This is a genomic window from Burkholderia sp. Bp9140 (assembly GCF_003853425.1).
Lineage (GTDB): Bacteria > Pseudomonadota > Gammaproteobacteria > Burkholderiales > Burkholderiaceae > Burkholderia.
The window spans coordinates 23,785-38,568 of record NZ_QTPQ01000027.1; the positions used below are offsets into that span (position 1 = coordinate 23,785).

Annotated in this window: 14 protein-coding genes; 10 read left to right on the forward strand and 4 right to left on the reverse strand. The window is 70.1% G+C overall.

Annotated elements, in window-relative coordinates:
* Positions 1-153 precede the first annotated feature (153 nt).
* From DIE21_RS22220 to DIE21_RS22235, 4 genes are all read left to right on the forward strand, one after another.
* Positions 154-1,044, forward strand: coding sequence for a phosphoribosylaminoimidazolesuccinocarboxamide synthase (locus DIE21_RS22220; RefSeq protein ID WP_124499735.1), 891 nt, complete (start codon positions 154-156; stop codon positions 1,042-1,044).
* A gap of 65 nt (positions 1,045-1,109) precedes the next feature.
* The gene (gene purE / locus DIE21_RS22225) at positions 1,110-1,631 is read left to right on the forward strand and encodes a 5-(carboxyamino)imidazole ribonucleotide mutase (protein WP_124499736.1); all 522 of its coding nucleotides are present in this window, start codon (positions 1,110-1,112) and stop codon (positions 1,629-1,631) included.
* 88 nt (positions 1,632-1,719) lie between these two features.
* Positions 1,720-2,916 (forward strand): 5-(carboxyamino)imidazole ribonucleotide synthase, encoded by a 1,197-nt coding sequence (locus DIE21_RS22230; protein WP_124499737.1) that lies wholly within the window; start codon positions 1,720-1,722, stop codon positions 2,914-2,916.
* 11 nt (positions 2,917-2,927) lie between these two features.
* Positions 2,928-3,956 (forward strand): L-threonylcarbamoyladenylate synthase, encoded by a 1,029-nt coding sequence (locus DIE21_RS22235; protein WP_124499738.1) that lies wholly within the window; start codon positions 2,928-2,930, stop codon positions 3,954-3,956.
* 94 nt (positions 3,957-4,050) lie between these two features.
* On the opposite strand, the gene DIE21_RS22240 is transcribed toward DIE21_RS22235, so the two are convergent.
* The 3 genes from DIE21_RS22240 to dacB all read right to left on the reverse strand — a co-directional run bounded on the left by DIE21_RS22240 (position 4,051) and on the right by dacB (position 8,068).
* Positions 4,051-5,178, reverse strand: a complete 1,128-nt coding sequence (locus DIE21_RS22240) for an SGNH/GDSL hydrolase family protein (RefSeq protein WP_124499739.1) — start codon at positions 5,176-5,178, stop codon at positions 4,051-4,053.
* Positions 5,179-5,262: 84 nt separating this feature from the next.
* Positions 5,263-6,177, reverse strand: coding sequence for a sterol desaturase family protein (locus DIE21_RS22245; RefSeq protein WP_124499740.1), 915 nt, complete (start codon positions 6,175-6,177; stop codon positions 5,263-5,265).
* Between the two features lie 355 nt (positions 6,178-6,532).
* Positions 6,533-8,068: a D-alanyl-D-alanine carboxypeptidase/D-alanyl-D-alanine-endopeptidase gene (gene dacB / locus DIE21_RS22250; RefSeq protein ID WP_124499741.1), complete on the reverse strand. Its 1,536-nt coding sequence runs from the start codon at positions 8,066-8,068 to the stop codon at positions 6,533-6,535.
* A 182-nt stretch (positions 8,069-8,250) separates the two neighbouring features.
* Here dacB and DIE21_RS22255 point away from each other — a divergent pair, with 182 nt between their 5' ends.
* The 6 genes from DIE21_RS22255 (at position 8,251) to DIE21_RS22280 (ending at position 13,632) form a co-directional block, all read left to right on the forward strand.
* Positions 8,251-8,913 (forward strand): response regulator, encoded by a 663-nt coding sequence (locus tag DIE21_RS22255; RefSeq protein WP_124499742.1) that lies wholly within the window; start codon positions 8,251-8,253, stop codon positions 8,911-8,913.
* Positions 8,914-8,916: 3 nt separating this feature from the next.
* Complete coding sequence (locus DIE21_RS22260; RefSeq protein ID WP_124499743.1) at positions 8,917-10,263, forward strand: ATP-binding protein; 1,347 nt, start codon at positions 8,917-8,919, stop codon at positions 10,261-10,263.
* Positions 10,264-10,379: 116 nt separating this feature from the next.
* A complete protein-coding gene (locus DIE21_RS22265; RefSeq protein ID WP_124499744.1) occupies positions 10,380-11,864 on the forward strand; it encodes a DegQ family serine endoprotease in 1,485 nt (494 codons plus the stop codon).
* 94 nt (positions 11,865-11,958) lie between these two features.
* A complete protein-coding gene (locus DIE21_RS22270; protein WP_124499745.1) occupies positions 11,959-12,396 on the forward strand; it encodes a carboxypeptidase-like regulatory domain-containing protein in 438 nt (145 codons plus the stop codon).
* 137 nt (positions 12,397-12,533) lie between these two features.
* Positions 12,534-12,893, forward strand: coding sequence for a DUF427 domain-containing protein (locus DIE21_RS22275; RefSeq protein WP_124499746.1), 360 nt, complete (start codon positions 12,534-12,536; stop codon positions 12,891-12,893).
* A gap of 28 nt (positions 12,894-12,921) precedes the next feature.
* On the forward strand, positions 12,922-13,632 hold the full coding sequence (locus DIE21_RS22280) for a CoxG family protein (RefSeq protein ID WP_124499747.1): 711 nt from the start codon (positions 12,922-12,924) through the stop codon (positions 13,630-13,632).
* A gap of 54 nt (positions 13,633-13,686) precedes the next feature.
* On the opposite strand, the gene DIE21_RS22285 is transcribed toward DIE21_RS22280, so the two are convergent.
* Positions 13,687-14,688 carry a helix-turn-helix domain-containing protein gene (locus tag DIE21_RS22285; protein ID WP_124499748.1) on the reverse strand — a complete coding sequence of 334 codons (1,002 nt, stop codon included), beginning with the start codon at positions 14,686-14,688 and terminating at the stop codon, positions 13,687-13,689.
* Positions 14,689-14,784 lie beyond the last annotated feature (96 nt).

Below are 14,784 nucleotides of genomic sequence, written 5' to 3' on the forward strand. Positions count from 1 at the left end.
CGGCAGCCGTTCCGTCCGGCCGAACGAGGGCCGGCCGGCAGCCGACGGGCTCGACGCCCTCCGGTTCGCCGATGCATTGCAAGACCGCCGTTCCCGCCTGCCGCGGGGAACGGCGTTTCCCTTTTTGTTTGGCTCCTTATCTGCGAAAAGACGATGTCTACCCTTTACGAATCCACGCTCCGCTCGCTGCCGCTCCTCGGTCGCGGCAAGGTCCGCGACAACTACGCGGTCGGCAACGACAAGCTCCTGATCGTGACGACCGATCGCCTGTCGGCATTCGACGTGATCATGGGCGAGCCGATTCCGAACAAGGGCCGCGTGCTGAACCAGATGGCGAACTTCTGGTTCGACAAGCTCGCGCACATCGTGCCGAACCACCTGACGGGCGATGCGCCGGAAGCGGTCGTCGCGGCCGACGAGGTCGAGCAGGTCAAGGGTCGCGCCGCGGTCGTCAAGCGCCTCGAGCCGATCATGATCGAGGCGGTCGTGCGCGGCTACCTGGCAGGCAGTGGCTGGAAGGAATACCAGGCGTCGGGCGCCGTGTGCGGCGTGCAGTTGCCGGAAGGCCTGCAGAACGCGCAGAAGCTGCCCGAGCCGATCTTCACGCCGGCCGCGAAGGCCGAGCTCGGCGAGCACGACGAGAACATCACGTTCGAGGAAACCGAGCGCCGCATCGGCACCGAGCTGGCCGCGACGATCCGCGACATCTCGATCAAGCTCTACAAGGAAGCGGCCGACTACGCGGCGACGCGCGGCATCATCATCGCCGACACGAAGTTCGAATTCGGCCTCGACAACCACGGCAAGCTGTACCTGATGGACGAAGTGCTGACCGCCGATTCGTCGCGCTTCTGGCCGGCCGACCAGTATCAGGTCGGCACCAACCCGCCGTCGTTCGACAAGCAGTTCGTGCGCGACTGGCTCGAGGCGCAGCCGTGGGGCAAGACCGCACCGGCGCCGGCGCTGCCGGCCGACGTCGTCGAGAAGACGGCCGCGAAGTACCAGGAAGCGCTCGAGCGCATCACCGGCCAGCCGCTTGCCTGAGCGAGCTTTGCATGGGACCAGAGTAAGTGCTGAAGCACTAACTCTGGTCGACAGGAACCCACGAAATGAATGACATTCAGACTGCCCACACGCACAGCGCGCCGCTCGTCGGCGTGCTGATGGGTTCGAGTTCCGACTGGGACGTGATGAAGAACGCGGTCGCGATCCTGCAGGAATTCGGCGTGCCGTACGAGGCGAAGGTCGTGTCCGCGCACCGGATGCCCGACGAGATGTTCGACTATGCGGAGAAGGCGCGCGAGCGCGGGCTGCGCGCGATCATCGCGGGCGCCGGCGGTGCCGCGCACCTGCCCGGCATGCTGGCCGCGAAAACCACGGTGCCGGTGCTTGGCGTGCCGGTCGCGAGCAAGTACCTGAAGGGCGTCGATTCGCTGCACTCGATCGTGCAGATGCCGAAGGGCGTGCCGGTCGCGACGTTCGCGATCGGCGAGGCCGGCGCCGCGAATGCCGCGCTGTTCGCGGTGTCGATCCTGTCCGGCACGTCGGTCGACTATGCGAACCGGCTCGCCGCGTTCCGCGTGCGCCAGAACGAAGCCGCGCACGCGATGGTGCTGCCGCCGCTGGCATGACGGCGCACCGGCGGCCGCACTGCCATTCCAGCGGCCGTCTGATCTTCCCCACTGCGGCGGGCTGCGCCCGCCGCGACCGACCACTGACATGACCGCAACTCCTGATTCCGTTTCCCCGATCCTGCCCGGCGCGTGGCTGGGCATGGTCGGCGGTGGCCAGCTCGGCCGCATGTTCTGCTTTGCCGCCCAGTCGATGGGCTATCGCGTCGCCGTGCTCGATCCCGACCCGACGAGCCCCGCCGGCGCGGTCGCCGATCGCCACCTGCGCGCGGCCTACGACGACGAAGCCGCGCTCGCCGAGCTGGCCGGACTGTGCGATGCCGTGTCGACGGAATTCGAGAACGTGCCGGCCGCGAGCCTCGATTTCCTCGCGCGCACGACGTTCGTCGCGCCGGCCGGCCGCTGCGTCGCGGTCGCGCAGGACCGGATTGCGGAGAAGCGCTTCATCGAGGCGTCCGGCGTGCCGGTCGCCCCGCACGTCGTGATCGAATCGGCGGCGGCGCTTGCCGCGCTCGACGATGCCGCGCTCGACGCGGTGCTGCCGGGCATCCTGAAGACCGCGCGCCTCGGCTACGACGGCAAGGGCCAGGTGCGCGTAAGTACCGCGCGGGAAGCGCGCGCCGCGCATGCGTCGCTGGGCGGCGTGCCGTGCGTGCTCGAAAAGCGCCTGCCGCTGAAATACGAAGTGTCCGCGCTGATCGCGCGCGGCGCGGACGGCCGCTCGGCCGCATTCCCGCTCGCGCAGAACGTGCATTACGACGGCATCCTCGCGCTGACCGTCGTGCCGGCGCCGGCCGCCGATGCCGCGCGTGTCGAAGAGGCGCAGCAGGCGGCCGTCCGGATCGCCGATACGCTCGGCTACGTCGGCGTGCTGTGCGTCGAATTCTTCGTGCTGGAAGACGGCTCGTTCGTCGCGAACGAAATGGCGCCGCGCCCGCACAACTCCGGCCACTACACCGTCGATGCGTGCGCAACGAGCCAGTTCGAGCAGCAGGTGCGCGCGATGACGCGCATGCCGCTCGGCAACCCGCGCCAGCATTCGCCGGCCGCGATGCTGAACATCCTCGGCGACGTGTGGTTCCCGCACGGTGCGGCGGCGGATGCCGTCACGCCGCCGTGGGACACGGTCGCCGCGATGCCGGCCGCGCACCTGCACCTGTACGGCAAGGAAGAAGCGCGCGTCGGCCGCAAGATGGGCCACGTGAACTTCACGGCCGAGACGCGCGACGACGCCGTCGCCGCCGCCACCGCGTGCGCGCAGCTGCTGCGCGTGCCGCTCGACTGAGGCGTCAGCCGATGTCCATCGATCTCCCGAACTCCGTGACGCCCGCGCAGATCGACGCGGCCGCTGCGCTGCTCGACGCCGGGCAGCTCGTCGCGTTCCCGACCGAAACCGTGTACGGGCTCGGCGGCGACGCGGCGAATCCCGAGGCCGTCGCGCGCATCTACGCGGCGAAAGGGCGCCCGGCGAACCATCCGGTGATCGTGCATCTGCCGCCTGGCGGCGACCCGGGCTACTGGGCCGACGATCTGCCGGCCGATGCGCGGGCGCTGATCGATGCGTTCTGGCCGGGCCCGCTGACGCTGATCCTGAAGCGCCATGCGCGCATTCCCGACGCCGTGAGCGGCGGGCAGGATTCGGTCGGCCTGCGCTGCCCGTCGCATCCGGTCGCGCAGGCGCTGCTCGCCGCGTTCAGCGCGCGGCGCGGCGGCCACGGCGGTGTCGCCGCGCCGTCCGCGAACCGCTTCGGCCATGTGAGCCCGACCACCGCGCAGCACGTGCGTGACGAATTCGGCGACACGGTATGCGTGCTCGACGGTGGTCCGTCCGAAGTCGGCATCGAATCGACGATTCTCGACCTGTCGCGCGGCTTCCCGGCGCTGCTGCGCCCGGGCCACGTGACGCCGCGGCAGATCGCCGACGTGCTCGGCCGCGCGCCGCGGCTGCCCGACGGCAGCGATGCGACCGCGCCGCGTGCGTCCGGCACGCTGAAGGCGCATTACGCGCCGCGCACGCCGCTCGCGCTGCTGCCGTTCGATGCGCTCGAGCCGCTGCTCGCGGCCGCGCAGACCGACGGCGAACGCGTCGCGCTCGTCGCCCGCGCATCGCGCGCGGGACGCTGGGCGCAGGCCGACGGCGTGCATTTCGTCGCGGCGCCGGAAGATCCGCAGGCGTATGCGCGCGACCTGTACGGGATGCTGCGTGCGCTCGATCGCGCGCAGGTCGCACGCATCCTCGTCGAGAAGCTGCCGGAAACCGTCGAATGGATCGCGGTCAACGACCGGCTCGGCCGTGCGGCCGCGGCGTTCGAAGCGATCAAATGAACGTGCGGGGCTGATGCGGCGGCCGCCGTGCCGGCTATCCTTCCCCGAGCATGAAACAACGCCCGACCGGCGAACCGGTCGGGGGGTGGGCGGCTTACTTGCCGACGCCCGACGCCGCGATCTTCGACTGCGCGAACTGGGCGAACAGCGCGTGCAGGTGCGTGGTCGGGTGGACCGTGTCGGCGAACATGTAGGTCTGGTCGGCGTTCGCGGTCGTGTAGGTCTGCGGCGAGCAGAACAGCGACGAGCCGAAGGCAGACGCGTTTGCCACGCCGTATTGCGTGGCAGCCGCGACCATTGCCTTCAGGTTGCACGCGGTATCGGTGTTCGACACCGAGAAGCCGTTGGCCTGGTAGTTCGCGAGGATGCCGTCCTGCCACGTGAACGTGTCGAGCAGCACGTATTTGGTCGTGTCGACCTTGAGCGCCTGCAGCGTGGCGGCGAGCGTGCCGTTGAACAGCATCGACAGTTGCGTGAGCGTCGTCTGCGTGCCGCCTTGCAGCGCGAGCGGCGTGCTGCCGATATCCGGCACGTTCGACACGAACACGTGCGTCGCGCCGGCCGCGACGATCTGCTGGACCAGGCCGGCGAGCTGCTGCGCGGCTGCGCCGATGTTCTGCTGCAGTTGCACCGGCGTGATGGTGCCCGCCTGCAGGGCCGCGACCTGATAGAAGATGTCGTTCGCGCCGCCGTTGAGCAGCACGATCTGGCCGGCGGTGAAGCTGCCGTGCTGCGTCACGTACTGCTTGACCTGGTCGGCGATCGGCGTCGTCGTGGCCTGCGCGTAGTCGGCGTTCGGCACGCTGGCGTCCGCATGGCCGATGCCCGGCTGCTGCGTCACGCGCGAGCCGCCCTGCGCGTAGCCGAGGCCGCCCGTCGCCTGCAGCGGAATGCCGAAGCCGCCCTGGTTCGCGGGCTGCAGCGTGTCGCCGTAGTACTGCGCGACGTCCTGCGCCCACACCTGGCCGGGGTTGGTCGTGAAGCGGCCGCCGCCGAAGCCGAGCTTGATCTGCGAGTAGGTGCCGGCGTCCGACAGGCTGTCGCCGAACGACACGATCTGCATCTTCACACCCGACGGCGGCGTGCTCGACGCGCTGTTGTTGTTGTCGTCACCGCCGCCGCACGCGGCGAGCAGGGCGAGCGCGGCGCCCGCGATCGCGACCTGCGCGGTGCGCAGCAGGCGTTGACGGTTGCGCGACGGAGTGGGTTGTCGTGACTGCATCGATGATCTCCTCGTAGATATGGCCCGATGTGTTGCGCTCGCCCGCTCAGGTTCGGGCTGCGCGGCGGCCGTTGGCTGAAGCGGTTATTGGTCGCGCACGGCCGCAGGCGGCGTGGTGCGCGGATCGTGGTTTGCGGCCTCGGCGATCTGCGCATGATAAGTGCTCGCCCATTCGGGCGGGCCGAAAATCGCACGCAGCTTGTTGCGCCATCCGTCGATGCGCAACGCGTCGGCCGCCATCGACACCCACTCGTGAAACGTCGCGACGAGCGGGTTGTTCGAGCCAAGCGGCTCGACGATTCCGTATTGCGGCGGATCGTCGGGCGACTCCTCGACGTAGCTGCCGAACAGGCGGTCCCAGATCACGAGCACACCTGCGTAATTGCGGTCGATGTAGCGCGGGTTGCGCGCATGGTGCGCGCGATGGATCGACGGCGTGTTGAGCACGTATTCGAGCCAGCCGAGCTTGCCGATCGCCTGTGTGTGCACGAAGAACTGGAACGCGAGGTTGATCAGCACGACGCCGACGATCTGCTGCGGCGGAAAGCCGAGCAACGCGAGCGGCAGCCAGAACGCCCACATGCCCGCGACGGGGTACATGAGGCTCTGCCGGAACGCGGTCGAGAAATTCATCCGCTCGGACGAGTGGTGCACGACGTGCGCGGCCCACAGCCAGCGCACGCGATGGCTCGCGCGGTGGAACACGTAGTAGAGGAAATCCTGGCCGACGAACAGCACGGCGAACGACAGCCAGCCGTCGTGCCACGTGAACAGCCGGAAATGTGCGTAGCAGTACGCATAAACGGGGATCACGAACAGCCACGCGAGCTTGTCGGCGCCCTGGTGCATCAGCGCGAGCGCCGCATTGCACAGCGTGTCGCGCCACGCATAGACAGGGTCCTGCGCACGCGTGCGGGCGAGGTGCCAGGCCTCCCACGCGATGCACAGCAGGAAGACGGGCGCCAGCGCGAGCAGAAGCAATTCGACGTCGAATCGCATGGACGTGTCTCCTCCTTTTCCCCTGCAAGCCGTGAGGCCGGGCGTATGGCCCGTTGTAGATATCGGTCAGGCCAACAGCCTACGCAATCGCCACGCGCTAGGCGAGGGGGCAGCGTAGAGGGTTCCCTCTGAGGACAGGGTTTCTACGGAAGCCATGCGCAACGGGGCCGGGCGGTGCGGCCCCGTTTCATGGGCACGGTGGGCGGGCGGTGCGCGGCGTGCCGGCGGCCCGGGCCGTTTCAAACCGGAAAGGACGAAATCCCGGCGGCCGCGCGCCGCGGCAGGCGGTATCGCCCCGCGGTCGACGCAAGCCGATCGCGACGCGCGGGTGCGCCGCGTCGCGGCGCGTGCGGCGTCAGTGCGCGCCCGCGTAGATCCATTCGAGCAGCGTGTCGTGCGCGGCGCGCGCGGCTTCCGCGTGATCGTCGTTGATGAAACTGACGACGACGTAGCCCTGGCCGTCGGTGCCCGCGACGTAGCCCGCGATCGCGCGCACGTCGCGCAGCGTGCCGGTCTTGATGTGCGCGTTGCCGAGCACGCCGGCGTTGGTCAGGCGGTTCTTCATCGTGCCGTCGATGCCGGCGATCGGCAGCGAATCGATGAACGCCTGCGCGACCGGGCTCGCGTTCGCGGCCTGCAGCAGCGCGGCGAGCGACTGCGCGCTCACGTGCTCGTCGCGCGACAGGCCCGAGCCGTTCTCGATCTCGAGGTCGGGCATCGCGATCCCGCTCTTCTGCAGGAACGCGTGAATCGCGCGGCTCGACTGCTCGGGGGTGGCGGGCGGCTTGCCGGCGACCGCGCCGATCGTCAGGAACAGGTTGCGCGCCATCACGTTGTTGCTGAACTTGTTGATGTCGTAGACGATGCTGCCGAGCACGGGACTGTGATGGACGGCGAGCGGGCGCGCGGCGTTCGGCACCTTGCCTTCGCTGACGGGGCCCGCGATCGTGCCGCCGTCCTGCTGCCACAGCGCGAGGAAGCCGCGCGCGAAGAACGCCGTGTGATCGAGGATCGCGAGGTTGGTCGTGCGCGCGCCGCAGCGCAGCGGATAGTCGCCGGCGAACGACGCGGTCATGATCCCGCTGGCGGCGGCCGACAGCGTCGGGCGCGCGGCCGCGGCGGCCGCGCCGCACGAGCCCGTGCCTTCGACCAGCTGGTTGTCGATCGACAGGTTCGCGAGCGGCGGCAGCACGTCGACGGCCACCTTGCCGTCGTCGCCCGGTGTCACCGTGAACGACACGGCCTTGAACGCGTACAGCAGCGGATCGGGGCCGACGTTGTACGGCGCGCTCACGTCGTCGTCGAACGACGGCAGGTCGCGCGTCGCCGCGGCGAAATAGCTCTTGTCGAGCACCAGGCCGCCGGCCACGCGCTTGACGCCCGCCTTGCGGATCTTGTCGACGAGGTCGATCAGTTCCTCCGGTACGAGCTTCGGATCGCCGGTGCCCTTGATGTACAGGTTGCCCTGCAGCGTGCCGTCCGGATCGACCGGGCCGTCCGCATACGCGGCGGTGCGCCAGCGGAAGTCGGGGCCGAGGATCGACAGGCCCGAGAAGGTCGTGACGAGTTTCATCGTCGACGCGGGCAGCATCGGCCGGCCGGCGTTCCATGCGATCAGCGGCTCGGGATCGCCGACACGCTCGACGACGACGCTCATCGCCGACGCCGGCACCTTCGCGCGCTGCAGCGCGACGAGCACGGACGCCGGCAGGCCGGCCGCGCGCGCGGCGGGCGATACGACGGTGGTCTTGCGCGCGTCCTTGAGGGGCTTCTTGCGGGCTTGCGCGGACGGTGCGAACGCAAGGGCCGTGCAGGTGGCGACGACGGCGGCCGCGCGCAGGCAGAGGCGGGCGCGGGGGGCGAACCGGGCGGAAAGAGCGGGAATCGGCATGGGCGAATACGGGAAATGCACGGGGTTCGGGCAGGGCGCGCGGGGCGCCGGAGCGCACATTGTAGAGACAAGTGCGGATGCGTCCCTTGCAATCCGCCTTTCTGTTGCATTGCAGGCGGCGCACGCGAATCGCGGCGCTACAATGGTCGCCATGTTGACTCGCCCCATGGGTTCCAGTTCCGATGCGGATTCTGCTTGTTGAAGACGATCGCATGATTGCCGAGGGCGTACGCAAGGCGTTGCGCGCCGACGGCTTCGCGGTCGACTGGGTGCAGGACGGCGACGCGGCGCTCACGGCGCTCGGCGGCGAGGCGTACGACCTGCTGCTGCTCGATCTCGGCCTGCCGAAGCGCGACGGCATCGACGTGCTGCGCACGCTGCGCGCGCGCGGGCTGTCGCTGCCGGTGCTGATCGTCACCGCGCGCGATGCGGTCGCCGATCGCGTGAAGGGGCTCGACGCGGGCGCCGACGACTACCTCGTCAAGCCGTTCGACCTCGACGAACTCGGCGCGCGGATGCGCGCGCTGATCCGCCGCCAGGCGGGGCGCAGCGAGTCGCTGATCCGGCACGGCGCGCTGACGCTCGACCCCGCGGCGCACCAGGTGACGCTCGACGGCGCGCCCGTCGCGCTGTCCGCGCGCGAGTTCGCGCTGCTCGAGGCGCTGCTCGCGCGGCCCGGCGCGGTGCTGTCGAAGAGCCAGCTCGAGGAGAAGATGTACGGCTGGGGCGAGGAGATCGGCAGCAACACGGTCGAGGTCTACATCCACGCGCTGCGCAAGAAGCTCGGCTCGGACCTGATCCGCAACGTGCGCGGGCTCGGCTACATGATCGTCAAGGAAAGCTGACGCGTGAGGTCGATTCGTCATCAATTGCTGATCTGGCTGCTCGCGATCGTCGTCACGGGCGTGGGCATCGCGGGCTGGCTGATCTACCGGCAGGCGCTCGCCGAAGCGAACGAGCTGTTCGACTACCAGCTGCAGGAAATCGCCGCGGCGCTGCCGTCCGAGCCGTTCTCGCAGGTCTTCGGTTCGCGCACCAACGGCGACGAAGGCATCGTGATCCAGATCTGGAACCGCAACGGCGTGCTGATGTACTTCTCGCATCCGCGCGCGCCGATCGCGCCGCGCGCGGAACTCGGCTTCTCGACCGAGCGCACCGATCGCGGCGAATGGCGCGTGTACGGCGCGATCGTCGGCGACAACGTCGTGCAGCTCGCGCAGCCGCTGTCGGTGCGCAACCGGCTCGCGGCGAACGTCGCGCTGCGCACGCTGTGGCCGCTGATCGTGTTGCTGCCGTTCCTCGGCGCGGCGGTCTGGATGATCGTCGGGCGCGGGCTCGCGCCGCTCGGCCGCGTGACGCGCGCGGTCGAGGCGCGCCGGCCGGAAGCGCTCGATCCGCTGCCCGATGCGCGCCTGCCGCTCGAGGTGCAGCCGCTCGTGCGCGCGCTGAACGGGCTGCTCGCGCGGCTGTCGGCGGCGCTCGACACGCAGAAGGCCTTCGTCGCCGATGCCGCGCACGAGCTGCGCACGCCGCTCGCGGCCGTGCAGATCCAGGCGCAGCTCGTCGCCCGCGCGAAGGACGACACGTCGCGCCGCGAGGCGGTCGCCGACCTGCAGGACGGCGTCACGCGTGCGACGCGCCTCGCCGAGCAACTGCTCGCGCTCGCACGCGCCGAGCCGGACGGCGCGACGATGCGCGAGCCGGTCGACCTGCAGGCGCTGCTCGTCGAATGCGTGGCCGCGCATGCGCCGCTCGCGCAGCGGCACCACATCGATCTCGGCTTCGAGGAGACGCGCGCGGCGACCGTCGTCGCGGACGTCGGCGCGCTGCGCGTGATGTTCGGCAACCTGCTCGACAACGCGGTGAAGTACACCCCCGACGGCGGCCGCATCGACGTATCGCTGATGCGCGACGCGGCCGGCCGCGCCTGCGTGCAGATCGGCGACAGCGGGCCCGGCATCCCGGCGGACGAGCGCGAGCGCGTGTTCGACCGCTTCTACCGCGACAGCTCCGCGCGGGCGCGCGCCGACCTGTCGGGCAGCGGGCTCGGGCTCGCGATCGTCAAGCGCGTGGCAGCCCAGCAGGGCGCGACGGTGACGCTCGGCGACGCGGCCGCGGGCGGCCTGCTCGTGAGCGTCGTGTTCCGTGACGCCGAGATGCCGGCGCAGGCGCCGCAGGCGTCCGAATCCGCATGACGAACGGCGCCCGCGGGCGCCGGCGCTGGCGGCGGCCTAAGCCCCGCTTAAGGTCGATTAAGCCTCCTTTAAGTCAGGGTCGTTACGCTGCGACCTAACAAAGAGGAGGTCCTACGATGAACACCCGATTCCTTGCGCGCGGCGCCGTCGCGGTCGCCGTGGCGGCCGCCCTGTCCGCTGGCTACGTCGCGGGCACCCGCCGCGCCGATCCGCAGATCATCACGCCCGCGCAGGCCGCCGCGCTGATGCCGGCCGAGGCCGCGGCCAAGACCGGCATTCCCGATTTTTCCGGGCTGGTCGAAACCTACGGCCCGGCGGTCGTGAACATCAGTGCGAAGCACGTCGTGAAGCAGGTGTCGCGACGGGTGCAGCAGCCGCAGCTGCCGATGGATCCGAGCGATCCGTTCTACCAGTTCTTCAAGCACTTCTACGGCCAGGTGCCGGGCATGGGCGGTGACGCGCAGCCGGACGACCAGCCGAGCGCGAGCCTCGGTTCGGGATTCATCGTCAGCGCCGACGGGTACATCCTCACCAATGCGCACGTGATCGACGGCGCGAACGTCGTCACGGTCAAGCTGACCGACAAGCGCGAGTACAAGGCGAAGGTCATCGGCTCCGACAAGCAGTCCGACGTCGCGGTGCTGAAGATCGACGCGAGCGGCCTTCCGACCGTGAAGATCGGCGATCCGGGCCGGAGCAAGGTCGGCCAGTGGGTCGTCGCGATCGGCTCGCCGTACGGCTTCGACAACACGGTCACGTCCGGCATCATCAGCGCGAAATCGCGCGCGTTGCCCGACGAGAACTACACGCCGTTCATCCAGACCGACGTGCCGGTGAACCCCGGCAACTCGGGCGGCCCGCTGTTCAACCTGCAGGGCGAGGTGATCGGCATCAACTCGATGATCTACTCGCAGACGGGCGGCTTCCAGGGCCTGTCGTTCGCGATCCCGATCAATGAGGCGATCAAGGTCAAGGACGAGCTCGTGAAGACGGGCCACGTCAGCCGCGGCCGCCTCGGCGTCGCCGTGCAGGGGCTGAACCAGACGCTCGCGAGCTCGTTCGGGCTGCAGAAGCCGGACGGCGCACTCGTCAGCTCGGTCGACCCGAACGGCCCGGCCGCCAAGGCCGGCCTGCAGCCGGGCGACGTGATTCTGGCGGTCAACGGCTCGCCGGTTGCCGACTCCACGTCGCTGCCCGCGCAGATCGCGAACCTGAAGCCGGGCTCGAAGGCCGACCTGCAGGTGTGGCGCGACAAGTCGAAGAAATCGATCAGCGTGACGCTCGGCGCGATGACCGACGCGAAGGTGGCGTCGAACGACGGCGGCCCCGTCGAACAGGGGCGCCTCGGCGTCGCGGTGCGTCCGCTCACGCCGCAGGAGCGCAGCGCCGCCAACCTGTCGCACGGGCTGATCGTGCAGCAGGCCGGCGGCCCGGCAGCCGGCGCGGGCATCCAGCCCGGCGACGTGATCCTCGCGGTCAACGGCCGCCCGGTCACGAGCCCCGAGCAGTTGCGCGATGCGGTCAAGGGAGCAGGCAACAGTCTTGCTCTCCTGATTCAGCGCGATAACGCACAAATCTTCGTGCCGGTCGACCTGAGCTGACCGGCGGCCGTTGCGGGCCGGCCTTGCCGGCCCTGACGGGCGCTGCCGGCGTCCGGCCCCGGGGTGCTGTGTTCCGACCCGAAAGGAGGGAGCCATGCAATATCTACGCAACGTGTCCCGATTTGCCGTCTCCGCGGCGCTGGCCGCCGGCTTCGCCGCCGCCGCGCCCGGCGCGTACGCGCAATCGGACGGCTTGCCCGCGGCGAGCCAGCAGGGCGATGTCAGCTATGTATCGGGCGGCATCGGCAAGGACCAGTCGACGGCATTCGAGCAGAACGAAGCGGCATGGCCGCTGGCGCTGCGCTTCACCGGCAAGGGTGGCGAATTCCTGGCCGACGTCCATGTGCGGATCGTCGACGGCAAGGGCACCGAGGTGCTGAAGGCGGATGCGCGCGGGCCGTACATGCTCGTGAAGCTGCCGCCGGGGCGCTACACCGTGCAGGCGTCGTACCAGGGCAGCGATGAGTCGCGCGCGGTCACGGTCGGCGCGAAGGGCGGCGCGAAAGCCGCGTTCCAGTGGAGCGCGCAGTAGCACGTCGCGCGCGACCCCGGCCGGGGTTGCGCAATCGGATGCACTTTCGCCCATAATGAAAGCCACGGCACCCTGCCGTGGCTTTTTCGTTCCTGCGCCCGGCTTGCCCGCCGGGGCTGCCGTCCGGAGGAGAAACGATGTCCGATGCCGCCGACCATCACCTTGAAATCGTGCCGAACCGCCATCGCGTGCGCGTGATCCATCGCGGCATCACGTATGCCGATTCGCACGGCGCGCTGACCGTCCGCGAAACGGGCCTGCCGGATATCCATTACCTGCCGCGCGGCGACGTCAACATGCACAGGCTCGTGAAGTCGAGCGTCACGACGGCTTGTCCGCTGAGGGGCCTGGCCGTGTATTTCCACCTGCAGACCGAAGACGGCGTGATCGAGAACGCCGCGTGGAGTTACGAGGAACCGGGGGAGGCCGCGTCCGCGCTCGCGCACTACGTCGCCTTCGATGCCGCACGGGTCGACAATCTCGTCGAGACGTCCTGATGCGGCGCGTGTTCATCGGGGAGGCATCATGGAACTGAACGACACGTTACGCGTACCGCTCGCGCCGGCTGTCGTGCGGGAGGCACTCGAGGATCTCGCGTTGCTGCGGGCGAGCTTCGAGCACTGCGAATCGTTCGTGAAGCTCGCGCACGGCGAGTTCGCGCTGACGATCACGGTCCCGCTCGGCCCGCTGCGTGCGCGCTACGACGTACGTGCGCATTCGGCGAGCGAACAGGGCGACGCGGAAGGGCGGCCGCGCCGCGTGCTCAACTTCAAGGCGCGGGCCGACGGCCTCGGCGCGCTGCGCGGGCAGGTCGAGCTCGTGCTGCTGCCGGACGATGACGACACGGCCGCGACGCGCATCGAATACGTGGTGTGGACGACGGCGAGCGGGCCGCTCGCCGAGTTGCCGGCACGGCAGATCGAGAATGCGCTGCACGAGTGGACCGACGATTTCTTCCGCGAATTCTGCGCGGTCGTGCAGGCGAAGCACGGGCTCGTGCCGAACCGCGCCCGCCCGAGCCCGCAGCGTCGCCAGCATGTGTTCCTGCGGCCCGCGTCGCTGATGGCCGCGGCGAAGCGTCCGCTGCCGCCGCACCTCGGCGGCGCGCTGAGCGGCCGCGCCGCGAGTGCCCTGCATCATCGCGCATCCGGCCCGCTGCCCGTCTGGGCGTGGGCGGCGATCATCGTGTTCGTCGCGCTGCTGCTGTATGCGGCGCGCTGGATCAACGGCGCCTGAGCGGCTGCGCCCGCCACCGCGTTGCCCGGCTGCCCGCCGGCGGCGCGGCGGTCGCTAGCGCCGCGCGTCGGGCCCGGCGCCGCGAAACTCCCTCCGATACGCCGACGGCGACGTGCCGAGTGCGCCCGCGAAATGCTGGCGCAGCGACACGCTCGAGCCGTAGCCGGCCGCCTGCGCGATCGCGTCGATCGATTGTCCGGTGGTTTCCAGCAGATGCTGCGCGCGCGTGAGCCGCTCGGCCTGAAGCCACGCGGTGACGGTCGTGCCCGTCGCCTGGCGGAAGTGGCGCGTGAACGTGCGCCGGCTCATCAGCACGCGTTCGGCGAGCGAGTCCACGCTATGCGCGACGTCGAGATGCGCGCGCACCCAGTCGAGCAGGCCTGCGAGCCGCGCGTCGCGCGGATGCGCGGCGACCGGCTGCGGCACGTATTGCGCCTGCCCGCCCTGGCGGTGCGGCGGGATCACGAGACGGCGCGCGATCCGGTTCGCGGCGTCGGAGCCGAAGCGGCGGCGCACGACGTGCAGGCAGCAGTCGAGCCCCGCGGCCGTGCCGGCCGACGTCATCAGGTTGCCGTCGTCGACGTACAGCACGTCGGGGTCGAGCTTCACGCGCGGAAAGCGCTGCGCGAAGTCGTCGGCCCATGCCCAGTGCGTCGTGGCCGGGCGCCCGTCGAGCAGCCCGGCCGCGGCGAGCACGTACGCGCCGAGGCACAGGCCGACGACTTGCGCGCCGCGCGCGGCAGCCGTGCGTACCGCGTCGACCAGCACGCCCGGCGGCGCTTCGTCGGGATCGCGCCATGCCGGCACGATGACGATGTCCGCGTCGTCGAGCGCGTCGAGCCCGTACGGCGCGGTGATCGTGAAGCCGCCCGTCGTCGACAGCGGGCCGCGCTCGGCCGAACAGACCCGGAAATCGAACGCGGGCATCGCAGCCGCATCGCGCTCCTTGCCGAACACGACGGACGGCACCGACAGGTGGAACGGGCTGATGCCGTCGTACGCGATCACGGCGACGACGGTCGGGGCGGGGGCAACGGACGACGCAACGGCGCGCATGACGGGCTCCGGAATGGCGATGGCCCGATTCTATCGAAGAATGGCAATCGGGCCACTGTCCGCGAGCGCGATGCGATCCGACAATGCATCACATCG